Below are 23206 nucleotides of genomic sequence, written 5' to 3'. Positions count from 1 at the left end.
CGGCTCACTCCTTCACGGTCTGGAGCGCGGGGGTCGCCGGCGCCGACTTTGCTGGCTCGGAGCGTGCGAACAGGCGGGCGACCAGCGCATTCCACGCACCGGCCACGCCGGTCGGGAACATCAGCACCACGGCGAGCAGGATGCCGCCGGTGATGATCTCCTGGATGCCGACGAGCGTGCGGGTGGAAAACTCGATCGCCGAGAACAGGAAGGCGCCGATCATCGGACCCCAGAAGGACGAGGCACCGCCAAGCAGGGTGAACAGGATCGGCTGGGTAGAGCGCATCATGTTGCCGATGTCGGGCGTCACGATCTGGGCCCATGGCGCAAACAGGGCGCCGGCGCAGGCGGCGATGGCGCCCGAGATGGTGAACGCGATCAGCCGGTAGCGGTGCGTATCCACGCCCATGAAGGCGGCGCGCTCGATATCGAGGCGGATGGTCCGCAGCGTGCGACCGAAGCGGCCATGCGCGATCCACCAGCACAGCCCGACCAGCAGGGCGCAGGCGATGCACAGGAACCAGTAGTAGCGGTTGCCGTTGGAGAGATCGATCGTGGCGATACCGATGGAGAAGGCGGGCCGCACGATGCTGGGGATACCGTCTTCCGCGCCTACCCAATGGATGCGGGCGAGCGTGATGCGCAGCAATTCGGCCAGGGCCAGCGTCAGGATGGCGAGATAAATGCCGGTCGAGCGGCGCAGGGCGACGATACCGATCGCAAAGGCTACCGCGCCGCCGACCAGCGTGGAAAGGATGATCAGGAGCAGGAACTGCGCCTCATGCCCCCCACGCAGCATCACTGCCATGGTGTATGCGCCGATCGAGAACAGGCCGCCGCTGCCGAAGCTGGCGAGGCCGGCATAGCCGAACAGGATGTTCCAGGACAGGGCGAAGACGGCGACCACCATCGTCGTGCCGGCGAGGAACACCAGGCCGGAGTTGGCCCACAGCGGCAGCAGGAGAAGCGCTGCGGCAAGCGCCAGCAGCAGATAGGTCGGCAGTCGGTTCATAGCCGGCTCTCCCCCAGAATGCCGTTGGGCCACAGAAGCAGGAAGGCGACCATGCCGACATAGACGGCAACGCCTGGATAGGCTGGCAGGAACATGGTGTTGAGGCCGTCGATCAGGCCGAGCAGGATGGCGGCGATGAAGCAGCCGCGGACGTTGCCCAGCCCGCCGATGACGACCGTGATGAAGGCAAGCAGCAGGAAGGTGTCGCCAAGTGCTGGCGACAGCGTCTGGTTGGGCAGCAAAAGCCCGCCGGCGAGGCCGGCCAGCGCGAAACTGCCGCCGACCGCCGCCATGACGCCGGCCGGCACGTTGATGCCGAGCAGTTCGGCCATCCAGCCATCGCGGGCGATTGCCGTGATCATCTTGCCGGCCCAGGCGCGGTGGATGACCAGGTCGAGGATCAGGAACACAACGATGCCCGAAGCGATGATGAACAGCGAGAAGGACGGGACGAACAGTCCCGCGATCTCGACGCCCGCGTCGATGCCGGGGGGCGGGTCGACCGACAGGAATTCCAGCCCCCAGACCAGTTTGACGAAGCCGACGCAGACCAGCATGACGGCGAAGGTGGCAATCAGCATGTAGTGCTCGTCGACATGCTGGATGCGCCGGAGGACGAACCGCTGGACAACGATCCCGAGCACCCCGACCACCGCCGCCGCGACCAGGGCCGCGGCGACCAGCGCCAGGACCGACCGCGGCGCCGAGCCGACGAGAGTGCTCGCGACATAGGCGCCGATCATGAAGAAGGCGCCATGGGCGAAGTTGAGGATGCGCATGATCCCGAAGACCAGGGTGAGCCCGGCTGCGACGAGAAACACCGCCATCCCGGTCGTGAGACCGTTGACCAGCGTGAACATCGAATGCTTCCCCTGACTAGTTGAGCTTCTTGCCCGGCGTTGCCGGTTCGAGGAACTCCTCGCCCGCCAGCTGCTCGGTCTCGAACACGCTCCAGCCATTGGCGTTCTTGCCGTCGCGGCCGAAGCGGATGTAGGTCAGGTCGCCGGCGAAGCCGTGGTCTTCCTTGCGGAACTTGATGTTGCCGAGCGCGCCCTGCGGGGTTTCGGTCTCGATGGTCGGGATGAGCTTGCTTGCTTCCATCGACCCTGCCTTGCCGACCGCATGCGCGATGGTCAGGATGCTGTCGTGCGAGACGCCGATATACCAGTTCGGATACTCGTCGCCGCGCAGCTTGATGTAGGCCTGGTGGACTTCGTTGCTGACGGGGTTGTCCTTGTTGGCCAGCGGATACCAGCCGGTCCAGCTCCACAGGGAGGCCGGCGTGTTGGCGCCCATCGCCTTGGCTATGGCGAACTCGTTGGCCGAGTCGCACAGCACCTTGAATTTCTGGTCGAGACCGAAGGTGCGCGCCTGCTTGTAGTAGCTGATGGCGTCCGCGCCCTGCAGGACGTTGAACAGGCCGGGCGCGCCCGAGCCGATGATGTTGGAGATCTGGTTGCGGAAGTCGGCGCCGCCATAGGGCACCAGCACCGGATCGAGCAGCTCGACCTTGCGGCCGGCCTTCTCGCTCTCCTTCTTCATGCCGTTGGCGAAGGCGTTGGTGATGTCGCCGAGCGCGGTCACGTCGGAACGCAGCATCGCCCACTTCTCGATCTCGGGATGCTTGCGCGCCATCAGCGTGCCGTAGCCGCCGAAGCACATCGGCGACGAGAAGCCGAGGCGGAAGGCGCGCGGGTTGTAGGCCTCGTGGGTCAGCGCCAGCGCCGAGGCGCCGACCATGACCATGGTGACGTCGGCTTCTTCAAGCAGCGGCAGCGTGCCGAGCAGGTTGGCGGTGAACGTGCCCTGGGCGAACAGCTTGATGCCGTTGCCGGTCAGCTCGCGAAAGGCGGTGACCGCACCTTCGGGCGAGTTCTTGTCGTCGCGCACCACCAGCTCGATCTTCGAGCCGTTGACGCCGCCGGCGGCATTCAGGCGTTCGACGGCGATCTCTGAGCCGTCCTTGATGTAGTTGCCGTAGAGCTGGCCCGGGCCGCTCAGCGTGGTGATCAGGCCGATGCGCACGGTGTCGCCCTGCGCTGCGCGCAGGATGCCCGGCATGGACAGCGCGCCCAGGCCGGCGGCTGATGCCGTCAGAAAATGTCTTCTATTCAATTTCATGTCTTCCTCCCAAAAGACCGGGGCCATCCTCCCCCGGGTTAAAGAACTCGGTCAGTCCATCTGCAGGACCATCTCCCTGACCCGCGAGCGCATGATCTGGCCGGTGGCCGGCGTCTTCGGCAGGTCGTCGACGGCGACGATCCTGCGCGGGTGCTTGAAGGCGGCGAGCGCTGGCCCGAGATGGGCGCGCAATGCCTCGAGGCTCGGGCATTCGCCCGACCGCTCGAGCACCACCGCCGCGCAGACGAGTTCGCCCCACACGGGGTCTGGCACGCCGATGACCGCGACCGAACGGATGCCGGGCAGGCCCGCCATGGCGAGTTCCACTTCGGCTGGCGCCACGGTCTCGCCGCCGGAGCGGATCACTTCGCGGCGGCGGCCGGTGATGGTGAGGTAACCCTCGGCATCGGCCTCGGCGAGGTCGCCGCTGCGATACCAGCCGTCGATGAACACCTCGGCCGTCTGCTCCGGCAGCTCGAAATATCCGTCCATCATGCTCATCGACCGCAATTGCAGTTCGCCGTCGACGATGCGCGCCTCGTTGCCGGGGTTGGGCAGCCCGACGCTGCCGGGCTTGCGCTCGATGTCGGAATCGTTGAGCCCGAGTGCGCCGCCGAATTCGGTCGAGCCATACATCGCCGCCCGGTAGGCCCGGGGAAAGCGGGCACGGATCCTGTCCATCAGGACCGGGTCAAACCTGGACGTGCCCGAGGCAGCGGAGCGCACGACGCTGCCGTCGAACGGCGTCTTGGCCGCAAGCACGCGCTCCCAGATGGCGGGAATGCAATAGAAGAAAGCGGGCTTCCAGCGGTCTATGGCCCTTGCCAGCGTGTCGCCGTCGGGGCGGCTGACGAAATGGGCCGCGCGCCGGTGCGCCCAGTTCTCCATCAAATAGTTCCAGCCTGCCCAGTGGAACATCGGGAAGGTCATCAGTTCGCCGCGGCCGCCCGATGTGACGAAGCGCGAGGCCCCGAGATAGGAGCGCAGCCAGCTGGCGCGATGCGACAGCACCACGCCCTTGGGCCGGCCGGTGCTGCCGCTGGTCAGGAAGATCGCGTGCGTGTCGTCCTCCGAGACGCCGAGATCGGGCAGGGGCGCGGTGCTCGCCTTGCCTGCCAGCACGTCGAGATTGATGCCTGATGTCGCCGCTTCGCCGGCGCCGAGTACGGCGACGGAGATGTCAGCACCTGCAGTGGCGAAGCTGCTGCCGTCCTGGCGAGCCGGATCGAGCACCAGCAAGTCGGGACGGATGTATTCGGCAATGGGCCGCACCTCATCGGGCGAGAGTGCAGGGTTGACCGGCACGAAGGCGGCGCCCAGCCGCTGGGTAGCGAAATAGAAGGCGAGATGGTCGAGCGCCATCTCGGCCTGGAACAGGATGCGGCTGCCGCGCCCGATGCCAAGGGATTGCAGGACGCGCGCCATGGCGTTCGCCGCCCTGTCGACTTCGCTGAAAGTCACGGTGCGGTCTTCGAGCGACGCCGCGAGACCGTTGGGCGTCGTGCTGACGGCCAGGTCGAGGATGCGATGGGTCAGGCGAAGTAATGTCATGCGAGCCTATTCCGAAGCCGAAATGTCCTTGATCTCGCCCAGCGGATAGGTCTTGCCGAGCGACTCCATCATGTAGTCAGCACCGCCTGAGGCAGGCACGAACCAGCCGGTCGGGCACATGGTCAGGATTTCGACCAGGCTGAGGCCCTTCTTTTCCATTTGCCGCTGAAAGCCCTTGCGGATCAGGCGGCGCGTGGCGGCGATAGAGGCGGCGTTGTGTACCGAGCCGCGCGCAACATAGGCCGAGCCCGGCATCGCAGCCACCATGTCGCCGATGACGATGGGATGGCCGTGATAGGCGGCATCACGGCCTTCCAGCGTGTTCTTGGTGCGCTGGCCGATCACCGAGGAGGCCGTCATCTGGCCACCGGTGTCGCCGAACACGCCGTTGTTGAGCAGAATGCAGGTGATGTTCTCTCCACGCGCCGTGGCGTGCAGGATCTCGGCCAGCCCCTCGCTGGTCATGTCGCCGTCGCCCTGCAGCGTCCAGACGGCGACGTCGGGGCGCATGCGCTTCAGGCCGGTCGCGACCGCGGGCGCGCGTCCGTGCAGGCAAAGGGTCGAGTCGACGTCCATCGTCATGATGAAGGAGCCGTAGCAGCCGTGGCCGATGATCGAGACGTTCTTTTGAGCTAGGCCGAGTTCCTCGATCACTTCGAGCACGAGGCGGATCGCCACCGGTTCGCCGCAGCCGGGGCAGAGGTGGTGTTCCTCGGTCTGCAACAGCGCCGGCTTGAAGGAGGCGACCTTGTTACTTGGCGCCTCGGGCGGGCGCGTGGTCATGACGATGCTCATTTGCTCGCTCCGTTGATGGCTTGCTCGATGCGCTCGCGAATGACGCCCGCGTCCATCAGCGGGCCGAGGTTCAGGCCGGATTCGTCGAAGCTGACGCCGCCGATGGCCTTGACCAGCTTGCGGTCGCGCACGTTGAGCTTGACGTCGTCGATCATCTGGCCAGCGTTGAGTTCGAAGACCAGCACGCGCTTGCAGTTCTGCGAGGCCCGCTCCAGCGCTTCGCCGGGGTAGGGCCAGAGCGTGATCGGCCGGAAGTAGCCGACCTTGTGCCCATCGGCCCGCATCTCGCGCACCACATGTTCGACGAACTTGCCGCCGGTGCCGAAGGCGACGACCAGTGTCTCGGCGTCTTCAACGAAGCCTTCCTCATGGCGGGCTTCCACCTCCGCGATGGCGTCAAATTTCGCCGCGATACGTTCCCAGTGCTTGCTCGGGCCGGGGCCCGGATCGTTGGTCTTGCCGCAGCCGAAGGTCCAGATCTGCCGCGACTTGCCGGTGCCGCCGGAAGTACCGTCGAGCTGCCAGTCCTTGGGTGGCAAGGGCTCGAGATCGAGTTCCGGCAGTTCGGTACCCATCTGGGTGCGCGCGAGCAGATTGTCGCCCATGAAGATGACCGGCACGCGGTACTTGTCGGCGAGATGGAAGGCGAGCTGCGCATGTTCGACAGCCTCATGCAGGTCCTTCGGCGCCAGCGTGATGGTGCGGTAGTCGCCCCAGCCGCCGCCGCGCGTCGCCTGGAAATAGTCCTGCTGGTTGCGCGCCATGTTGAAGATGACGATCGGCGTCTCGTTGAGCGCGGCTTCCGCAATCGCTTCCTGCATGAGCGCCAGGCCCTGGCCGCAGGAGCCGCTCGCCGCACGGAAGCCGCCGGCGGCAGCACCCAGCGCCATGTTGACGCCCTCGATCTCGGTCGCCGCATTGATGCAGACGCCCTCATGGTGAGGCAGTTTCTCGGCCATGTATTCGAGCAGCTCGGTCGCCGGCGACATCGGGTAGCCCGCATAAAAGCGCAGGCCCGCCTGGATCGCCGCCTCGACGATCGCCTCGCTGCCGTCCATCAAGCGCATCGTCATGGGTGCATCCTTTCGGCGTCCGAGCCCGAAACGATTGGCTCATGGTATTTGTAGACCTCGAAGACGAAGTCGGGGCACACCTGCTGGCAGGCGGTGCAGCCGGTGCAGCCGGGCGCAAGCTCGGGATAGAGGTAGCCGGTGGCGTTGCCCGTCTTGGACATGGTCAGCACCCGTGGCGGGCAGGCGACGATGCAGAGCTCGCAGCCCTTGCAGCGGTCGGCGTCGATGACGAGTGTGCCGCGCGTAACCTGTCTCATGCGACCTCCCGTGCGTCGAAGTCGACGGCGTAGGCGAGGGGCGTCACCGCCGCCGCACCCGCACGGATCGCCCGTTCGTTGGCCTCGATATGCTGGCGGCGATAGGATGGGATCTGCTCGGCCATGGCGGCCACCGCGCTGTCGATCTTCACTGCGCCGGTGAGCGCCGCAAAGGCGCCCAGCATCACCATGCCGGCGGCCATGCGGCTGCCCTGCTCGGTGGCGATGGCCGTCGCCGGCAGCCTGACAAGCCTGTGCTTTTCCATGTCTGGCAGGTCGGCGGCGATGGTTTCTTCGGCAAGCACCAGCGAGCCCGGCCGCAGCCGCGACCCCACGCGCTCCCAGAACAGATGCGACAAGGCGATGGCCGAGCCGGCATGCGGCAGGATCGGCAGGGCCCTGAGCGGCTTCGCGCCGATGACCACGGTTCCGACCGAGCTGCCGCCGCGCATGTGGCCGCCATACTCGCCGGCAAGCATGACGTGCCTGCCGTCCTTGATGGCGGCGAGCGCCAGCGACTTGCCAACAAGCTGTATTCCCTGGCCGCCGATGCCAGAGATGAAAAGGTCGAGTTCCAACTAACCCCTCCCGGTTACTTCTCGTCCAAGAGCTACGGCGATCTCGATCGCTGCGCAAGATATTTTTTCTTGTTCGACAAGAAATTTCCTGTTGAACAACAAAAAATCTCGTCTAGCTTCCGGCCACCGCTTTGGAGGGATGACGAATGGCCTATGTGGTGACCGACGCCTGCGTGCGCTGCAAATTCACCGACTGCGTGGCGGTCTGCCCGGTCGATTGCTTTCACGAGGGCGAAAACATGCTGGTGATCGACCCGGAGGGGTGCATCGACTGTGGCGTCTGCGAGCCCGTATGCCCAGCCGACGCCATCCTTGCCGACACCGATCCAAGGGCCGGCAAATGGCTGAAAATGAACAAGGAATATGCCGCCAGGTGGCCGGTGATAACCGCACAACTGGCCCCGCCGGCGGACGCGGAAGCCTTCAAGGGCCTCGAAGGCAAGTTCGAGACCCACTTTTCACCGGAAGCGGCATCGCGCTGAGCGGGTCAGTCGCGTGGCGCGAGCCCGCCGAACAGCACGTCTAGGATATCGATCGCCAGTTGGGTCGGTGTCAGCCGACCCGGCTTGTACCACTCGCGGGTCCAGATCAGCGTTCCCTGCAGCACCTGGTTGGCGAGCGAGACGTTGATGCCCGCACGCAGTTCTCCGGCTTCGGCGGCGGCCGCCATCAGGTCGCGCCAGATCTTGTTGGTCGCGTCCAGCAGTATGAAGTGCCGGTCGCGGACGTCCTGCGGAATCTGGTTGATGACATTGCCGTGGGCGGCGATGTAGTCGAGCTTCGTAAGCGTCGTGTTGAGGTAGGTGATCGCCGCCGCCTCGATGCGCTCCCGATAGGGCGTCTCGGGCGGCAATTGCTGCAGCGTAGCGAGCAGCCTGACGTGCAACTGCCTGGTCAGGCTGTTGATCATTTCCTCGACCAGCACGTCCTTGGTCGGGAAGTGATAGCGCAGCGCCGTCACATGCACGCCGACCTCGTCGGCAATGTCGGTGAGCTTGGTGAGCTGATAACCTTTTTGCGCGAACACCTTGGCGGCGGCATCGAGAATCTTCTCTTGCACGCCTTCAGTCTTGCGGCTGGGTTTGCGACCGGAAGCGTTGCGGGCGGTGCGGTTGAGTTCGCGCGTCGCACCCTCCGCTTCGCCCACGGCCAGTGCCTCGATTTCCTTGGTCGTCATCCTTGACGTGCCCGAGTGTACCGACTCATCGGGCCTATCATCACCGATCGTTGCCATTTGTAACGTGCCTCCATGCACAAGCCACAGCATTCCCATTCGTGGCTGGCCATTTGCCCGGGGGCGAATGGCATGGATCGTGGCTGCGTCGGGCGTTCAGATTCTGACGTAGCATGGCCATTGCGCTGCGTGGGGGCAACCATAATTTCTACTTGAGCATGAAATTTAAGCCGCTAGGCTTCCGGAAACTCAATTGACCGGGAAGGCCGCGCAGATGTTCGAACTCGATCTCAAGGGGCGCCGCGTCGTCGTCGCCGGTGGCAGCAGGGGGCTTGGCCTGCACACTGCGCAAGCCTTTGCCGCCGCGGGCGCGTCGGTATCCATCTGCGCGCGGGGCGAGGCCGACCTCAAGGCCGCGCGCGACGGCATCGCTCGACTCGGCGTGACGGCACATGCCGCCCGCTGCGACCTTGCCGACCTCGCATCCATCGAGGCCTATGTCGCGGAAGCCGCAGCCGCGCTGGGCGGCATCGACATTCTGGTCAACAACGCCACCGGCAAGGCGAGCTCCGACACCGAAGCCGATTGGGCGGCAAGCCTGGGCGTGGACGTGCTCGCCACCGTGCGGGCATCACGAGCGGCCCAGCCCTATCTGGAGCAGGGCAAAAATTCGGCGATCGTCAACATTTCGTCGCGAACTGCCTTCGGTCCGGCTCCGACCACGTCGGCCTATGGTGCGGCCAAGGCGGCGGTGATGCACTTCACCCAATCGCAGGCAGCCGCCCTGGCCCGCAAGGGAATCAGGGTCAACTGCGTGGCACCCAGCTCGCTCGAGTTTCCCGGCGGCTGGTGGGACAAGTGTCGCGAAACCAATCCCGAACTCTACCGCAAGACACAGGCGAGCTTTCCCTTCGGCCGCTTTGGTGCGCCGGAAGACATTTCGCGCGTCATCCTGTTCCTCGCTTCTCCGTTGAGCGGCTGGATCACCGGCCAGACGCTGCTGGTCGATGGTGGACAGACGCTCGCCGCCTAGCCTGGGTGACCGAAAGGCGGTATTCGAAATGTCCGACGAGGACGCCCATGAACCACGACGCCTATGACGATGCCTATATCGGCGACATCCTGAATTCGGTGAGGACCATCGCCGTCGTCGGCGCCTCGGCGAACGATGTACGGCCGAGCTACTTCGTCACCAAGTACATGATCGACAAGGGCTACGAGGTCTTTCCGGTCAATCCGGGCCATGCCGGCAAGGAAATTCTCGGCCGGATGACCTATGCCAGGCTCGCCGATGTTCCTGATGCCATCGACATGGTCGACGTCTTCCGCGCCTCGAATGCGGTGCCTGATATCGTCGACGAGGCGTTGGCGCTCGATCCCCGCCCCAAGGTGATCTGGACGCAACTGGGCGTCCGCCAAGACGAGGCGGCGGCCCGCGCCGAGGCTGCCGGCATCAAGGTCGTGATGAATCGCTGCCCCAAGATCGAATACGCCCGGCTGGCTGGTGAGATCGGCTGGACCGGTGTCAATTCCGGCCTCATTTCGTCCAGGCGCCCGATCATGCGTCAAGGTTTCCAGAGCCTGGGGATCCGCGAAAAATAGTCGAGCCGACCACGGCTTTGGCATCGCGTGAAGAAGATTTTTCCAATCCTGCCACCGGGCAGGAATAATCGTCTTTGCATTCCGCTGCGGGCTCCGCCAAAGATAGCGGCCGAATTTCACGAACCTATTTCTTGGAGAGAACCATGTCCCAGCGCACCCCGGGCTTCAATACGCTCGCCGTCCATGCCGGCGCCAAGCCGGACCCCGCCACCGGCGCCCGCGCCACGCCGATCTACCAGACGACGTCCTATGTGTTCGACAATGCCGACCACGCCGCCTCGCTGTTCGGGCTGAAGGCATTCGGCAACATCTATACCCGCATCATGAACCCGACCCAGGCGGTACTCGAGGAGCGCGTCGCAGCCCTCGAGGGCGGCACGGCCGCACTCGCCACCGCATCCGGCCATGCGGCGCAGATGCTCGTGTTCCACAATCTGATGCAGCCGGGCGACAATTTCGTCGCCGCACAGCGCCTCTATGGCGGCTCGATCAACCAGTTCGGCCATGCCTTCAAGAATTTCGGCTGGGAGGTCCGCTGGGCCGACACCGGCGACATCTCTAGCTTCGAGAAGCACATCGACGGCAAGACCAAGGCGATCTTCATCGAGAGCCTGGCCAATCCCGGCGGCACCTTCGTCGACATCGAGAAGATCGCCGACGTCGCCCGCAAGCATGGCCTGCCGCTGATCGTCGACAACACGCTGGCGAGCCCCTATCTCATCCGCCCGATCGAGCACGGTGCGGACATCGTCGTCCACTCGCTGACCAAGTTCATCGGCGGCCACGGCAATTCGATCGGCGGCATCATCGTAGACGGTGGCACCTTCGACTGGTCGAAGTCGGGCAAGTATCCGATGCTGTCGCAGCCGCGCCCCGAATATGGCGGCGTCGTGCTGCATGAGACCTTCGGCAACTTCGCCTTTGCCATCGCCGCCCGCGTGCTTGGCCTGCGCGACCTCGGCCCGGCGATCTCACCCTTCAATGCCTTCCTGATCCTGACCGGCCTCGAAACCCTGCCGCTGCGCATGCAGCGCCACTGCGACAACGCGCTGACGGTGGCCGGTTGGCTGTCCGATCACCCGAAGGTCGCCTGGGTCGCCTATCCCGGCCTCAAGAGCGACAAGAACCACGCGCTGATGAAGAAGTACTCGCCCAATGGCGCGGGTGCGGTCTTCACCTTCGGCGTCAAGGGCGGCTACGAGGCGGGTGTCAAGTTCGTCGAGGAGTTGGAGATGTTCTCCCACCTCGCCAATATCGGCGATACCAAGTCGCTGGTCATTCACCCGGCCTCGACCACCCATCGCCAGCTCTCCGACGAGCAGAAGGTGGCGGCGGGTGCCGGCCCAGATGTCGTCCGCCTCTCGATCGGCATCGAGGACGTCAACGATATCGTCGCCGACCTCGAACAGGCACTGGCCAAGATCTGATCAACAGTGCAAGAATCCGCCCCGGCAGTTCGCGCTGCCGGGGCTTTTTGCATTTTTGGAGCTGGATTTTGCCGCGATTTCTCACCGTCGACGTAAATGGCATCGAACCGGAATTGGGCGCGCCGGCCGAAGGCAGGCTGATCGCGGGCAATCCAAAATTCTGCACCTGGAATGCCGAGGAGGCTGAAGGCGGTCTCTACGCAGGCATCTGGGAATCGACGCCGGGAAAATGGCGCATCGAGTACGACGAATGGGAGTTCTGCCACATCCTGTCTGGCGTTTCGATCGTCAAGGAGGAGGGCGGCGAGGCCCGCACGGTGAAGGCGGGCGACAGCTTTGTGCTCAGGCCCGGCTTCAAGGGAAGCTGGGAAGTGCTTGAAACGACTCGAAAGGAATATGTCATCCGGCTGTAGGCATTCCTTGCGATTGACCGCCGGGCGACATGGGAGGACGATGTCTTTCCATCTACCTGCATGGAGGGAAGGACATGGGCATCGAATGGCCTGAAATTCCCTACGGAGCCTGGCGCGAGACCTGTTCGGCCCTGCATCTCTATGCGCAGGTCGTCGGCAAGTATCGCCTGGCTCGCACGCCCTGGGTCAATCACTCCTGGCATGCGACGCTCTATGTCAACGCGCGCGGCCTTGGCACCTCGCTTGTGCCCGACGGCCCGGGCGGTACCGAAATCGCCTTCGATCTGATCGATCATGCCATCATCGGCAAGGCGAGCAACGGCCGAACGGCATCGTTCCCGCTCGGTCCCGGCTCGGTGGCAGACTTTCATGCCCGCTTTGTCGAGCTGCTCGGCGAGATCGACGCCACGCCCGATTTCGATGGCTGCCCGAACGAGATTCCGAACCCGGTGCCGTTCCGGGACGACGTTGCCCCGCGCCCGTATGACGCCGATGCCGTAACACGCTATTTCCAGGCCTGCGTTGCCGTCGAGCGTGTGTTCCAGCAGTTCCGCACCGGCTTTCTCGGCAAGATCAGTCCCGTGCATCTCTTCTGGGGAAGCTTTGATCTTGCCGTGACGCGTTTTTCCGGCCGGCGGGCACCGCTTCACCCTGGCGGCATTCCGGCGCTACCCGATAGCGTGACCAGCGAAGCCTATAGCCATGAGCTGTCGTCGGCGGGGTTTTGGCCGGGCGGCGGCGGGGTCGACTTCCCCGCCTTCTATTCCTACGCCTATCCGGCGCCGGATGGCTTTGCCGAGGCACGCGTAGCACCCGGCGAAGCCTATTTCGACAAGACCCTGGGCGAGTTCCTGCTTCCTTACGAGGCTGTCAGGCGGTCGAGCGACCCAGAGGTAACGCTCATGCGGTTTCTGGAAAGCACCTATCGCGTCGCAGCCGATCTGGCCGGCTGGGACCGCGCGGCGCTGGAATGCCAGCTTGGCAGGCCGGGCATTCCGCGAGTGGTATAGGTATCAGCCTTGGTCGTATTGATCGGAAGCGACCACGAGGGCATCGATGTCGCTCGCACAAAGCAGCGGCTTCAGCGTCTCGAACTTTTCCGCCGGCCAGTCGTAGACCTTGAGCGCGAGCAGCTTTTCCACCGCTGCCTCGCGAAAGCGCGACTTGATCGGCACAGCAGGATTGCCCGCCACGATGGTGTAGGGCGCAACGTCCTTTGTCACGATTGCCCCGGAGGCGACAATCGCGCCTTCGCCAATGGTGATGCCGGGCATGATCATGGCGCGCATGCCGATCCAGGCGCCGTCGCCGATGGTCGTGTCGCCCTTCCCGACATAGGCGTCGATGATGTGCTCGGCAAACGGATAGAGGCTGAACCAGTCCGTCCTGTGCGTGTGGTTGCCGCCGAGCAGGATCACCGCCTCCGCACCGATGCAGACATAGTCGCCGATGTGGAGCTGATCGATCGGCCAGGCGGGTTCCCATGCCTTCAGGCTGTAGTCGTCGCCGTAGAGGTAGCGCACCACGCTTTGTTCGAACGAACCAGACCAGGCGTCGCTGTAGTAGCTGTGCGTTCCGCGAACGTGGATGTTCGGGTTCCTGACGGTCTCGTGCAGGTACTCGACCTTGGACCAGTGTTTCATGATGCTGTCTGGCTCGGTCATGGTTGTACTCCTGAAATTTACCCTTCCGTCTTTGCTCGCCAGAACGGGCTCTCGAATTGGTTGGTATGATTTTTCACCGTTCTGAAAGGCACGCGGGCGTCTTAATCGCCTTGCCCTGACAGTGCCACACCAAGGTTGCAGTCTTGCGGGGCTCCTCGCGATGCGGCCGTAACCATAATGACGCCGCCTTGTTCGCCTCTCTTGCGCAAGGGCGAGGCGGCATCCTATTTACAGGAACAAAGCCTCTGAACCGATTCTGCCCGTCCGGCGCCGGAATCCCATCTCGATAAAGGGATAGTCGATGAAGAACCCCGTCGAAACATACATGAACCTCGTTCCGATGGTGGTCGAGCAGACCAACAGAGGCGAGCGGGCCTATGACATCTTCTCGCGCCTGCTCAAGGAGCGCATCATCTTCATCACCGGCCCGGTTGAAGACGGCATGGCGACGCTGGTTTGCGCCCAGCTCCTCTTCCTCGAGGCCGAGAACCCGAAGAAAGAAATCAGCCTCTACATCAACTCGCCCGGCGGCGTGGTCACCTCCGGCATGGCGATCTACGACACCATGCAGTTCATCAAGCCGGCGGTTTCGACGCTTTGCATCGGCCAGGCGGCCTCGATGGGTTCGCTGCTGCTGTGCGCCGGCCACAAGGACATGCGTTTCGCCACGCCCAACGCCCGCATCATGGTTCACCAGCCTTCGGGCGGCTTCCAGGGGCAGGCTTCCGACATCGAGCGTCACGCCCAGGATATCATCAAGCTGAAGCGTCGTCTCAACGAGGTCTATGTCAAGCACACCGGCAACGACTACGAGACCATTGAAAAGACGCTCGACCGCGACCATTTCATGACGGCGGACGAGGCGCGCGACTTCGGTCTGATCGACAAGGTCATCGAAAGCCGCGAAGCCGTCGAGGGCGCCACCGCTTCGTGATCGGTCGCTTCGAGCCGCCGGTGGGGCCTCATCTCTATTTTTTGAGGGGCCCTGCGGCATTTCGGACACAATTTGCTGTTCCCTCGGCGAACACGGCAGCCTACGTTAAGGCGGCGTTGAGCTTCGACGGCTTAGCGTTGTTCAAGGGTGCCGCGAATCGTTGCAGCGACTTCTGGAATGTGTGTTTTACGGAGCTCGTTGCGGCAGCCAGGGATGGCGGTGGCGGCGTCCGTCGTTAGATTGCATATGCGCCCAACAGCCAGGTCATCGGCGGGGCGGCAGTGAAAGGACTTGGACAAGATGAGCAAGGTCAGCAACGGCGGCGGCGACTCCAAGAACACGCTCTATTGCTCGTTCTGCGGCAAGAGCCAGCATGAGGTACGCAAACTCATCGCCGGTCCGACCGTCTTCATCTGCGACGAGTGTGTCGAGCTGTGCATGGACATCATCCGCGAGGAGAACAAGACCTCGATGGTGAAGTCGCGCGAAGGCGTGCCCACCCCGCAGGAAATTCTCAAGGTTCTGGACGATTACGTCATTGGTCAGCCTCACGCCAAGCGCGTGCTGTCGGTGGCCGTCCACAATCACTACAAGCGCCTGGCCCATGCCGGGAAGAGCAATGACGTCGAACTGGCGAAGTCGAACATCCTGCTGATCGGACCGACCGGCTGCGGCAAAACGCTGCTCGCCCAGACGCTGGCCCGCATCATCGACGTGCCGTTCACCATGGCTGACGCCACGACGCTGACCGAAGCCGGCTATGTCGGCGAGGATGTCGAAAACATCATCCTCAAGCTGCTCCAGGCAGCCGACTACAACGTCGAGCGCGCCCAGCGCGGCATCGTCTACATCGACGAAATCGACAAGATCAGCCGCAAGTCGGACAACCCTTCGATAACCCGCGATGTGTCGGGCGAGGGTGTCCAGCAGGCGCTGCTCAAGATCATGGAGGGCACCGTCGCTTCGGTGCCGCCCCAGGGCGGCCGCAAGCACCCGCAGCAGGAGTTCCTGCAGGTCGATACAGCGAACATCCTGTTCATCTGCGGTGGCGCATTCGCCGGCCTCGACAAGATCATTTCGGATCGCGGTCGCAAGACCTCGATCGGTTTCGGCGCGACCGTTGCCTCGCCTGAGGATCGTCGCACCGGCGATCTGTTCCGCCAGGTCGAGCCCGAGGATCTGCTGAAGTTCGGCCTGATCCCCGAGTTCGTCGGCCGTCTGCCTGTTCTGGCGACGCTCGAGGACCTCGACGAGCCGGCGCTGATCCAGATCCTGACCGAGCCGAAGAACGCGCTCGTCAAGCAGTACCAGCGCCTGTTCGAGATGGAGAATGTCGAGCTGACCTTCCACGAGAACGCGCTGTCGGCGATCGCCAAGCGCGCCATCGAGCGCAAGACCGGCGCACGCGGCCTGCGCTCGATCATGGAAGCGATCCTGCTCGACACCATGTTCGAGCTTCCCGCGCTGGAAGGCGTGCAGGAAGTGGTGATTTCGGAAGAAGTGGTGACCGGCAGCGCCCGGCCGCTCTACATCTATTCCGAGCAGCAGGAAAAGAAGGGCAACGTCAGCGCCTGAGGCGCTGATTGCCTGCCGCATCCGTGCAAGCCACGATGCGCCGATACAAACTACCGCTCTCGCGAACGGCGCCCCAGCGGCGCCGTTCAGCATTTTGGGGCTTGGGGCATCTGGCTGGGACACGCTCGCGTGTATGGCCTTGATGTTTACCCAGTGAAGCTCCAACTAACGGTGAAGAGGCGATGGGTGTTTTCGTGCTGTAAAGCCGCGCGGCAATCGGCGGTAGGCGGAACCCTCCATGGTCGTTAATATGAGATTCGCGGTTGGCCCCGTGCGGCCGCGAAATGAAAGGTTGGACAATGGCCAAAATATCCCGCTCTTCCAGCGAAGGAACCTTCGCGGTCCTGCCGTTGCGCGACATCGTCGTGTTCCCGCACATGATCGTTCCGCTCTTTGTCGGGCGTGAAAAGTCGATCAAGGCTCTGGAAGAGGTGATGGGTCAGGAAAAGCAGATCCTGCTTGCCACCCAGATGAATGCGGCAGACGACGATCCCGAGCCCGATGCGATCTACGACATCGGCACGCTCGCCAACGTCCTGCAACTGCTGAAGCTGCCCGACGGCACCGTCAAGGTGCTGGTCGAAGGCACGACGCGCGCAAAGATCGAAGCTTTCACCGACAAGCCAGACTTCCATGAAGCTCGCGCGCTTATCCTGAGCGAGCCGAAAGAGGAAGAGGTCGAGGTCGAAGCGCTGTCCCGCTCGGTGGTCGCGGACTTCGAGAATTACGTCAAGCTGAACAAGAAGATCTCGCCCGAAGTGGTTGGCGCCGCCGGGCAGATCGAGGACTATTCCAAGCTCGCCGATACGGTGGCATCGCATCTTGCCATCAAGATCACCGAGAAGCAGGAAATGCTCGGCACGCTGTCCGTCAAGGAGCGGCTCGAGAAGGCGATGGGCTTCATGGAAGCCGAGATCTCCGTCCTGCAGGTCGAAAAGCGCATCCGCAGCCGCGTCAAGCGGCAGATGGAGAAGACCCAGCGCGAGTACTACCTCAACGAGCAGATGAAGGCGATCCAGAAGGAGCTCGGCGAGGGCGAGGACGGCCGCGACGAAGCTGCCGAACTCGAGGCCCGCATCAAGAAGACCAAGCTGACCAAGGAGGCCCGCGAGAAGGCGGACGCCGAATTGAAGAAGCTGCGGTCGATGTCGCCGATGTCGGCGGAAGCAACCGTCGTGCGTAACTACCTCGACTGGCTGCTGTCGATCCCGTGGGGCAAGAACACCAAGGTCAAGCACGACCTGAACTTCGCCCAGCAGGTTCTCGACACCGATCATTACGGCCTCGACAAGGTCAAGGACCGCATCGTCGAGTACCTCGCGGTGCAGAGCCGCCAGAAGAAGCTGAAGGGCCCGATCCTGTGCCTCGTCGGCCCTCCCGGCGTCGGCAAGACCTCGCTCGGCAAGTCGATCGCCAAGGCGACCGGTCGCGAATTCGTGCGCATGGCGCTCGGCGGCGTGCGTGACGAGGCCGAGATCCGCGGTCACCGCCGCACCTATATCGGCTCGATGCCCGGCAAGGTCATCCAGTCGATGAAGAAGGCCAAGAAGTCCAACCCGCTCTTCCTGCTCGACGAGATCGACAAGATGGGCCAGGACTTCCGCGGCGATCCGTCGTCGGCGCTGCTCGAGGTGCTTGATCCGGAACAGAACGCAACGTTCATGGACCACTATCTGGAGGTCGAATACGACCTTTCGAGCGTGATGTTCGTGACGACGGCGAACACGTTGAACATCCCTGCGCCCTTGATGGACCGCATGGAGATCATCCGTATCGCCGGCTACACCGAGGACGAGAAGGTCGAGATCGCCAAGCGGCACCTGATGCCGAAGGTGGTTCGCGATCATGCGCTCCAGCCCAAGGAGTTCTCGGTCTCGGAAGATGCGATCCGTGCGGTGATCCAGCTTTACACGCGTGAAGCCGGTGTCCGCAGCCTCGAGCGCGAGCTGATGAAGCTCGGGCGCAAGGCGGTCACCGAGATCCTCAAGACCAAGAAGAAGTCGGTAAAGATCACGGCGGCCAATCTGGACGAGTATCTCGGCGTGCCGCGCTATCGCTACGGCCAGGTCGAGGGCGAGGACCAGGTCGGTGTCGTCACCGGGCTTGCCTGGACCGAGGTTGGCGGCGAGCTGCTGACGATCGAAGGCGTGATGATGCCGGGCAAGGGCCGCATGACGGTCACCGGCAACCTGCGTGAGGTCATGAAGGAGTCGATTTCGGCCGCGGCATCCTATGTCCGCAGTCGCGCCATCGACTTCGGCATCGAGCCTCCGCTGTTCGACAAGCGCGACATCCACGTCCACGTTCCGGAGGGTGCGACACCCAAGGACGGGCCGTCGGCGGGCACGGCGATGGCGACCGCGATCGTCTCCGTTCTTACCGGCATTCCGGTCAGGGCCGATGTCGCGATGACGGGCGAGATCACGCTGCGTGGTCGCGTGCTGCCGATCGGCGGCCTCAAGGAGAAGCTGCTCGCAGCGCTTCGCGGCGGCATCAAGAAGGTGCTGATCCCGGAAGAGAACGCCAAGGACCTGGCTGACATTCCGGAAAACGTGAAGAGCGGCATGGAGATCATCCCCGTTGCCCGCATGGGCGAGGTGATCAAGCATGCGCTGGTGCGCCAGCCCGAGCCTATCGAATGGGTCGAGCCGGTCGACGTGCCGGCTGCCAAGTCGGATGCATCAGAGGATGCCGGCAAGGGCTTTGCTCATTAAGCCGCATCTTAAGTAGAACTCGAAACGGAAAAGCCGGGTCTCAGCCCGGCTTTTTCATGTGAAAAACCCCGGAATTCCGGGCTTTTTCTGCATTTTTGACGGCTTTGGGTCTTGGTTGTGCCGGAAGCTTTTTCTACAGTCCCTCTCCAACCGGCTGAGTCTAATGTCCCGGTTTTCTCAGAGAAGGGAAATTGAATGAACAAGAACGAACTCGTTTCCGCTGTCGCCGAGGCTGCCAAGCTCTCCAAGGGCGATGCGCAGTCCGCTGTCGATGCAGTGTTCTCCGTCATCACGGGCGAACTGAAGAATGGCGGCGATGTCCGGCTCGTCGGTTTCGGAAATTTCTCCGTGTCCAAGCGCGCGGAATCCACTGGCCGCAACCCGCAGACCGGCGCGGAAGTGAAGATTCCGGCTCGCACGGTTCCGAAGTTCTCGGCCGGCAAGGGCCTCAAGGACGCGGTCAACTGATCGCTTTCCAGTTCATGGAATGACTGAGAAGCCGGGTTTGCCCGGCTTTTCTTTTGACCGCAGAACAATGCGTCCGTGCGTGCTTCGAGGCTCGCCTTGCAGGCGAGCACCTCAGCATGAGGACGTCAGCGCCCACAGCCCTCATGCTGAGGAGCGAGCGCAGCGAGCCTCGAAGCACGCACCAAAACAAAAGGGGCCGCGGTTCAACCGCGGCCCCTTTTTCAGTTGAGGGTATAGGACGTAGGCGCGTCAGTTATGCCTTCACGCGGAACGCATTACGCGGCAGGTCCGAAAGCACCTCGGCGCGATTGCCGCGCAGGATCACGATCTCTTCCAGCCTCAGGCCGAAGCGGCCCTGCAGATAGATTCCCGGCTCGATTGAGAAGACGTTGCCTTCCTCCAGGATCGTTTCCGACGTGCCGGTGATGTAGGGCGGCTCGTGGATGTCGATGCCGAGGCCGTGGCCGGTGCGGTGCAGGAAGAAATCGCCATAGCCGGCGGCAGTGATGACGTCACGCGCTGCCTTGTCGACTTCCTTGGCGGCAACGCCCGGCTTGGAGGCGGCAATCGCCGCCTGCACCGCACGCTCCAGCACGTCATGCACCTCGTCAAAGCCCTCGGGCGTTTCGCCGAATACGCCGACGCGCGTCATGTCGGAAGGGTAGCCGTCCTTGCGGCCGCCGATGTCGATCAGCACTGCCTCGTTCGCCCTAAGCTTGCGGTCGCCAGTGTGATGGTGCGGGAAGGCGCCGTTCTCGCCGAAGCAAACGCTGGTGAACTCGGCCTTGGCACCGTTTGCAGCGTAAAAGTCGCGGACGGCCTGCGCTACTTCAAGTTCGGTCACGCCGACTTTCAGCGCGGCAAAGCCGGCACGCATGGCACCGTCGTTGAGCACGGCGTTCATCTTGAGCAGGTCGTATTCGGCTTCGTCCTTCTGGGCCCGCAGATAGCCGACCGTGTCGGTCAGGAAGCCGCGCTGAGCACCGGGCAGGGCGTCGATGGCGAGCAGGGCGAAGTCGGCACGCATCGTCTCGTCGAGCGCGATCTTGAGGCCTTCGCGCTTGGCGCCACAGTCGGCCAGCAGCGAGGCAAGCGCCTGGTTGGGGCCGTCGGCGTCGTTCCAGGGGTAGAATGGCAGCTTGGTGAAGGGACGCTGGCTGTCGACGTTGAGTGCCGGCATCAGGAAGCCGGCGTGATCCTTGGCGACGATCAGCATCACCGGGCGCTCATCGCCATGCGGCGACATGCCCGCGAGCCAGACAAGGTGCGAAGAGGGGCCGACGACCACGAGGTCCGTCCCGGTTTCTGCCATGCGTTCGCGCAGCCGCGCCATCCGCTCTTCGTACATTGTCCTTGCCTTCTTGTTCTTGGGGGGAGGGGTGGGACCGCCCTTGGGCGGGCGGCCCCGGTGCTTATGTCAGGTCAGTTCTTCTTGACAAGACGATAGTAGACGAAGTCCGAGGTCGCGCCGTTGACGTAGCCCTCGACGTTCTTGGCGCGCGCCACCTGGGTCGCGGCCTGGAACATGACGACGATCGGCGACTTCTCCTGCACCTTCTTCTGCAGGTCGATATACATCGCGCTGCGCTTTGCCGGGTCAGCCTCGGCCAGTGCGGCCTTGGTTGCCTTGTTCAGCTCTTCCGGCACGGCCCAGCCGTTACGCCACGTCGTGGTCGACTGGTAGTGGTCGTCGGAGTTGTCTTCGTTGTAGGCGAAAGCCTTGGCGTTGGAGTGCGGGTCCATGAAGTCTGGGCCCCAGTACAGCAGCATCGCCTCGTGCGTGCGGGCACGGTACTTGGTGATCACCTGCGAGCCGGTGCCCGGGATGATCTCGAAGTTGATGCCGGCTTCGGCGAAGCTCGCCTGCAGCGATTGCGCCATGTCGGTGAACGGCGTCGAGTTGATGACGTCGAGCGTGACCTTGATCGGCGTCTTGATGCCTGCGTCAGCCAGGATCTGCTTGGCCTTGGCCGGATCATAGCTATAGGGCGTCTCGTCGAGCGCGCCGGGGAAGCCCGACGGCCAGAAAGCCTGGTGCGTCTGCATCTGGCCCTTCAGGAAGGTGTCGGTCATGCCCTTGTAGTTGACCAGGTAGCGGGCGGCATCCCACACCGCTTCCGGCTGCAGCGCTGCGTCCTTCTGGTTGAACGACAGGAAGTGCACGGCTGCCTGCGGATAGGTCTCGGTGGTGAGGCTATCCTTGCCGGCGAGGCCGGCGATCTGGTCCGAGGTCAGGTTCTTGGCCATGTCGACGTCGCCCGACTCGAGCAGCAGCTGCTGGGTCGCGGCTTCGGCAACGTGACGGATGATGACGCCCTTGATTTCAGGCGCGCCGTTGAAATACTCGGCGTTGGCCGTCAGGTTGATCAGTTCCCCCGGACGGAAGGCCTTGAGCACGAACGGGCCGGTGCCGGCCGAGTTCGACTTGAGCCACGCATTGCCCATGTCGCCATTGGCCTCGTTGGCCTGCAGCGTCACCGCATCGACCACCGAAGCGGGGCGGGCAGCCAGCACGTTGAGCACGAAGGCCGACGAGAAGTCGCCTTCATACTTCATGACGACCTTGTTGCCGTCGGCCTTGACCATCTGGTCGAAGTTCTCGGGCGTCCACCCAAGCTGGGTCAGGATGAAGGCGGGGGCCTTGTTGAGCGTGATCACGCGCTTCCACGAATAGACCACGTCTTCGGCGCGCAGCGGATTGCCCGAGCTGAACTTGACGCCGTCGCGCAGCGTAAAGGTGATGGTCTTGGCTGCGTCGTCGGCCGACCATTCCTTGGCGAGGCCTGCGGCCAGCGTCTTGGTGTCGGTGGCGTCGTACTGCACCAGACGGTCATAGGTCTGGGCGACATATTCGCCCGACGAGAACTCGTAAGCCTCGGCCGGGTCGATGCTGACGATGTCGTCGATGTTCTGCGCTACAACCAGGATGTTGGCCGGCGTCGCCGCCAGGCTGATGGCGGGCGCCATCGGCATTGCCAGCGCAGCCGCCAGCAGCGCTGCCTTGAACAGTTTCATCATTCTCTCTCCTTTTTGGTTCCCGTAGTCTTTTCCTCGGCCCTTGAAACCCGCAGGGCCGGATGCTCCGTGCGTGACCTGAACATCGGCAGGGTGCCGGTCCAGAGCAGGCGCGCGAACTTGTCGGTGTCGTTCGACCATGAATGTGGACGATTGCCGCGGAAATGCAGGCTGTCGCCGGCCGAAAGCACCATTTCCTGGTCGTCGAGGCGCTGGGTGATGGAGCCCTCGAGAATGAACAGGATTTCCTCGCCTTCATGGCTGACGGTTTCCGAGCGGTAGCCCGGCGGCACGTTGAGCACGAAGGAGGACAGCACGTTGCCGGTGAAGTCCGTGGCAATGCGCTCGTAGACGATCGACGAACCGTCGACCGAGAATCGGTTGCGCTCGGCGGCGCGGGTCAGCCCGTCCTCCATGGAGGGCGTGGCGATGAAGTAATCCACAGCCACGTCGAGGCTGCGCGCAATCTGGGCGAGTGTGCCGAGGGAAGGCGTGGCATGGTCGCGTTCGACTTGGCTGAGATAGCCGACCGAAATGCCGGCGGAATCGCACAATTCCTGCAGCGTCATGGAGAGCTGGCGGCGGCGCGCACGGATCAGCGCACCCACTTTGGGCTGGCCCGATGCTGCGCTCCTGCTGGCCTCCGAAGACACGCTTTTTTTGCTCCCATCAAAATTTTTTTGATCTAAGCAAAATTATTTGTATAGTCCAAGCGGAATTTTGCTCGATCGACAACATCCGTGCCGCCTCGTCGGTGCGCCAGAGATGGTGGGAACAAAGACCGCGTGGCTTCAGAAATCGACTCCGCCGCAAAGGCGCTACCAGCAGGGCCC

23 protein-coding genes are annotated in these 23206 nt (G+C 63.4%); 10 read left to right on the top strand and 13 right to left on the bottom strand.

Features of this window, described 5'->3' with window-relative positions:
* Window positions 1–4 precede the first annotated feature (4 nt).
* From ABSY17_RS16230 to ABSY17_RS16195, 8 genes are read right to left on the bottom strand one after another with little or no spacing between them, the layout of a single operon-like run.
* Window positions 5–1012: a branched-chain amino acid ABC transporter permease gene (locus ABSY17_RS16230; RefSeq protein ID WP_378942925.1), complete on the bottom strand. Its 1008-nt coding sequence runs from the start codon at window positions 1010–1012 to the stop codon at window positions 5–7.
* Entirely contained in the window at window positions 1009–1872 is an 864-nt protein-coding gene (locus ABSY17_RS16225; RefSeq protein ID WP_378942922.1) for a branched-chain amino acid ABC transporter permease, read from the bottom strand. Before ABSY17_RS16225 ends, ABSY17_RS16230 begins: the two co-directional genes overlap by 4 nt.
* 16 nt (window positions 1873–1888) lie before the next feature.
* Window positions 1889–3133: an ABC transporter substrate-binding protein gene (locus ABSY17_RS16220; RefSeq protein ID WP_378942920.1), complete on the bottom strand. Its 1245-nt coding sequence runs from the start codon at window positions 3131–3133 to the stop codon at window positions 1889–1891.
* Window positions 3134–3184: 51 nt separating this feature from the next.
* Window positions 3185–4684: a class I adenylate-forming enzyme family protein gene (locus tag ABSY17_RS16215; RefSeq protein ID WP_378942917.1), complete on the bottom strand. Its 1500-nt coding sequence runs from the start codon at window positions 4682–4684 to the stop codon at window positions 3185–3187.
* A 6-nt stretch (window positions 4685–4690) separates the two neighbouring features.
* Window positions 4691–5479, bottom strand: a complete 789-nt coding sequence (locus tag ABSY17_RS16210) for a thiamine pyrophosphate-dependent enzyme (RefSeq protein WP_378942915.1) — start codon at window positions 5477–5479, stop codon at window positions 4691–4693.
* Entirely contained in the window at window positions 5476–6552 is a 1077-nt protein-coding gene (locus ABSY17_RS16205) for a hypothetical protein (protein WP_378942912.1), read from the bottom strand. The genes ABSY17_RS16210 and ABSY17_RS16205 overlap by 4 nt, the downstream gene beginning before the upstream one ends.
* Entirely contained in the window at window positions 6549–6809 is a 261-nt protein-coding gene (locus ABSY17_RS16200) for a 4Fe-4S dicluster domain-containing protein (protein ID WP_378942910.1), read from the bottom strand. Before ABSY17_RS16200 ends, ABSY17_RS16205 begins: the two co-directional genes overlap by 4 nt.
* Entirely contained in the window at window positions 6806–7387 is a 582-nt protein-coding gene (locus ABSY17_RS16195) for a 2-oxoacid:acceptor oxidoreductase family protein (RefSeq protein ID WP_378942907.1), read from the bottom strand. Before ABSY17_RS16195 ends, ABSY17_RS16200 begins: the two co-directional genes overlap by 4 nt.
* 146 nt (window positions 7388–7533) lie before the next feature.
* On the opposite strand from ABSY17_RS16195, the gene fdxA reads away from it, so the two are divergent.
* Window positions 7534–7869 (top strand): ferredoxin FdxA, encoded by a 336-nt coding sequence (gene fdxA / locus ABSY17_RS16190; protein WP_378942905.1) that lies wholly within the window; start codon window positions 7534–7536, stop codon window positions 7867–7869.
* Between the two features lie 5 nt (window positions 7870–7874).
* Here the strand turns inward: fdxA and ABSY17_RS16185 are convergent, their stop codons facing one another.
* Window positions 7875–8564, bottom strand: a complete 690-nt coding sequence (locus ABSY17_RS16185) for a TetR/AcrR family transcriptional regulator (RefSeq protein ID WP_378942903.1) — start codon at window positions 8562–8564, stop codon at window positions 7875–7877.
* A 250-nt stretch (window positions 8565–8814) separates the two neighbouring features.
* On the opposite strand from ABSY17_RS16185, the gene ABSY17_RS16180 reads away from it, so the two are divergent.
* The 5 genes from ABSY17_RS16180 to ABSY17_RS16160 all read left to right on the top strand — a co-directional run bounded on the left by ABSY17_RS16180 (window position 8815) and on the right by ABSY17_RS16160 (window position 13013).
* Window positions 8815–9594, top strand: a complete 780-nt coding sequence (locus ABSY17_RS16180; RefSeq protein WP_378942901.1) for an SDR family NAD(P)-dependent oxidoreductase — start codon at window positions 8815–8817, stop codon at window positions 9592–9594.
* 47 nt (window positions 9595–9641) lie between these two features.
* A complete protein-coding gene (locus tag ABSY17_RS16175; RefSeq protein WP_378942899.1) occupies window positions 9642–10163 on the top strand; it encodes a CoA-binding protein in 522 nt (173 codons plus the stop codon).
* A gap of 143 nt (window positions 10164–10306) precedes the next feature.
* The gene (locus tag ABSY17_RS16170; protein WP_378942896.1) at window positions 10307–11590 is read left to right on the top strand and encodes an O-acetylhomoserine aminocarboxypropyltransferase; all 1284 of its coding nucleotides are present in this window, start codon (window positions 10307–10309) and stop codon (window positions 11588–11590) included.
* Window positions 11591–11658: 68 nt separating this feature from the next.
* Window positions 11659–12003 (top strand): cupin domain-containing protein, encoded by a 345-nt coding sequence (locus ABSY17_RS16165; protein ID WP_378942894.1) that lies wholly within the window; start codon window positions 11659–11661, stop codon window positions 12001–12003.
* Between the two features lie 74 nt (window positions 12004–12077).
* On the top strand, window positions 12078–13013 hold the full coding sequence (locus tag ABSY17_RS16160) for a DUF5996 family protein (protein WP_378942892.1): 936 nt from the start codon (window positions 12078–12080) through the stop codon (window positions 13011–13013).
* 3 nt (window positions 13014–13016) lie between these two features.
* On the opposite strand, the gene ABSY17_RS16155 is transcribed toward ABSY17_RS16160, so the two are convergent.
* Window positions 13017–13667: a CatB-related O-acetyltransferase gene (locus ABSY17_RS16155; protein ID WP_378942890.1), complete on the bottom strand. Its 651-nt coding sequence runs from the start codon at window positions 13665–13667 to the stop codon at window positions 13017–13019.
* 301 nt (window positions 13668–13968) lie between these two features.
* Between ABSY17_RS16155 and ABSY17_RS16150 the strand changes: the two genes are divergently transcribed.
* From ABSY17_RS16150 to hupB, 4 genes are all read left to right on the top strand, one after another.
* Window positions 13969–14601: an ATP-dependent Clp protease proteolytic subunit gene (locus ABSY17_RS16150; RefSeq protein WP_378942887.1), complete on the top strand. Its 633-nt coding sequence runs from the start codon at window positions 13969–13971 to the stop codon at window positions 14599–14601.
* A gap of 300 nt (window positions 14602–14901) precedes the next feature.
* Window positions 14902–16176 (top strand): ATP-dependent Clp protease ATP-binding subunit ClpX, encoded by a 1275-nt coding sequence (clpX, locus tag ABSY17_RS16145; RefSeq protein ID WP_378942885.1) that lies wholly within the window; start codon window positions 14902–14904, stop codon window positions 16174–16176.
* A gap of 299 nt (window positions 16177–16475) precedes the next feature.
* Complete coding sequence (gene lon, locus ABSY17_RS16140; RefSeq protein ID WP_378942883.1) at window positions 16476–18890, top strand: endopeptidase La; 2415 nt, start codon at window positions 16476–16478, stop codon at window positions 18888–18890.
* 195 nt (window positions 18891–19085) lie between these two features.
* Complete coding sequence (gene hupB, locus ABSY17_RS16135) at window positions 19086–19358, top strand: DNA-binding protein HupB (protein WP_378942881.1); 273 nt, start codon at window positions 19086–19088, stop codon at window positions 19356–19358.
* A 253-nt stretch (window positions 19359–19611) separates the two neighbouring features.
* Here the strand turns inward: hupB and ABSY17_RS16130 are convergent, their stop codons facing one another.
* From ABSY17_RS16130 to ABSY17_RS16120, 3 genes are all read right to left on the bottom strand, one after another.
* Window positions 19612–20706 (bottom strand): M24 family metallopeptidase, encoded by a 1095-nt coding sequence (locus ABSY17_RS16130; RefSeq protein WP_378942879.1) that lies wholly within the window; start codon window positions 20704–20706, stop codon window positions 19612–19614.
* Between the two features lie 74 nt (window positions 20707–20780).
* Window positions 20781–22373: an ABC transporter substrate-binding protein gene (locus ABSY17_RS16125; protein WP_378952750.1), complete on the bottom strand. Its 1593-nt coding sequence runs from the start codon at window positions 22371–22373 to the stop codon at window positions 20781–20783.
* Complete coding sequence (locus ABSY17_RS16120; protein ID WP_378942876.1) at window positions 22373–23026, bottom strand: helix-turn-helix domain-containing protein; 654 nt, start codon at window positions 23024–23026, stop codon at window positions 22373–22375. Before ABSY17_RS16120 ends, ABSY17_RS16125 begins: the two co-directional genes overlap by 1 nt.
* Window positions 23027–23206 lie beyond the last annotated feature (180 nt).

The organism is Mesorhizobium sp. ANAO-SY3R2, from assembly GCF_042466635.1.
Lineage (GTDB): Bacteria > Pseudomonadota > Alphaproteobacteria > Rhizobiales > Rhizobiaceae > Aminobacter.
Note: the sequence above shows the minus strand (reverse complement) of the source record. Positions and strands in the feature narration are given on the sequence as shown.

Excerpts from the sequence above, each read along its gene's own strand:
- ABSY17_RS16230 (WP_378942925.1), bottom strand. The coding sequence starts at position 1,012 with ATGAACCGACTGCCGACCTATCTGCTGCTGGCGCTTGCCGCAGCGCTT.
- ABSY17_RS16225 (WP_378942922.1), bottom strand. The coding sequence starts at position 1,872 with ATGTTCACGCTGGTCAACGGTCTCACGACCGGGATGGCGGTGTTTCTC.
- ABSY17_RS16220 (WP_378942920.1), bottom strand. The coding sequence starts at position 3,133 with ATGAAATTGAATAGAAGACATTTTCTGACGGCATCAGCCGCCGGCCTG.
- ABSY17_RS16215 (WP_378942917.1), bottom strand. The coding sequence starts at position 4,684 with ATGACATTACTTCGCCTGACCCATCGCATCCTCGACCTGGCCGTCAGC.
- ABSY17_RS16210 (WP_378942915.1), bottom strand. The coding sequence starts at position 5,479 with ATGAGCATCGTCATGACCACGCGCCCGCCCGAGGCGCCAAGTAACAAG.
- ABSY17_RS16205 (WP_378942912.1), bottom strand. The coding sequence starts at position 6,552 with ATGACGATGCGCTTGATGGACGGCAGCGAGGCGATCGTCGAGGCGGCG.
- ABSY17_RS16200 (WP_378942910.1), bottom strand. The coding sequence starts at position 6,809 with ATGAGACAGGTTACGCGCGGCACACTCGTCATCGACGCCGACCGCTGC.
- fdxA (WP_378942905.1), top strand. The coding sequence starts at position 7,534 with ATGGCCTATGTGGTGACCGACGCCTGCGTGCGCTGCAAATTCACCGAC.
- ABSY17_RS16185 (WP_378942903.1), bottom strand. The coding sequence starts at position 8,564 with ATGACGACCAAGGAAATCGAGGCACTGGCCGTGGGCGAAGCGGAGGGT.
- ABSY17_RS16175 (WP_378942899.1), top strand. The coding sequence starts at position 9,642 with ATGAACCACGACGCCTATGACGATGCCTATATCGGCGACATCCTGAAT.
- ABSY17_RS16170 (WP_378942896.1), top strand. The coding sequence starts at position 10,307 with ATGTCCCAGCGCACCCCGGGCTTCAATACGCTCGCCGTCCATGCCGGC.
- ABSY17_RS16160 (WP_378942892.1), top strand. The coding sequence starts at position 12,078 with ATGGGCATCGAATGGCCTGAAATTCCCTACGGAGCCTGGCGCGAGACC.
- ABSY17_RS16155 (WP_378942890.1), bottom strand. The coding sequence starts at position 13,667 with ATGACCGAGCCAGACAGCATCATGAAACACTGGTCCAAGGTCGAGTAC.
- ABSY17_RS16150 (WP_378942887.1), top strand. The coding sequence starts at position 13,969 with ATGAAGAACCCCGTCGAAACATACATGAACCTCGTTCCGATGGTGGTC.
- clpX (WP_378942885.1), top strand. The coding sequence starts at position 14,902 with ATGAGCAAGGTCAGCAACGGCGGCGGCGACTCCAAGAACACGCTCTAT.
- lon (WP_378942883.1), top strand. The coding sequence starts at position 16,476 with ATGGCCAAAATATCCCGCTCTTCCAGCGAAGGAACCTTCGCGGTCCTG.
- hupB (WP_378942881.1), top strand. The coding sequence starts at position 19,086 with ATGAACAAGAACGAACTCGTTTCCGCTGTCGCCGAGGCTGCCAAGCTC.
- ABSY17_RS16130 (WP_378942879.1), bottom strand. The coding sequence starts at position 20,706 with ATGTACGAAGAGCGGATGGCGCGGCTGCGCGAACGCATGGCAGAAACC.
- ABSY17_RS16125 (WP_378952750.1), bottom strand. The coding sequence starts at position 22,373 with ATGAAACTGTTCAAGGCAGCGCTGCTGGCGGCTGCGCTGGCAATGCCG.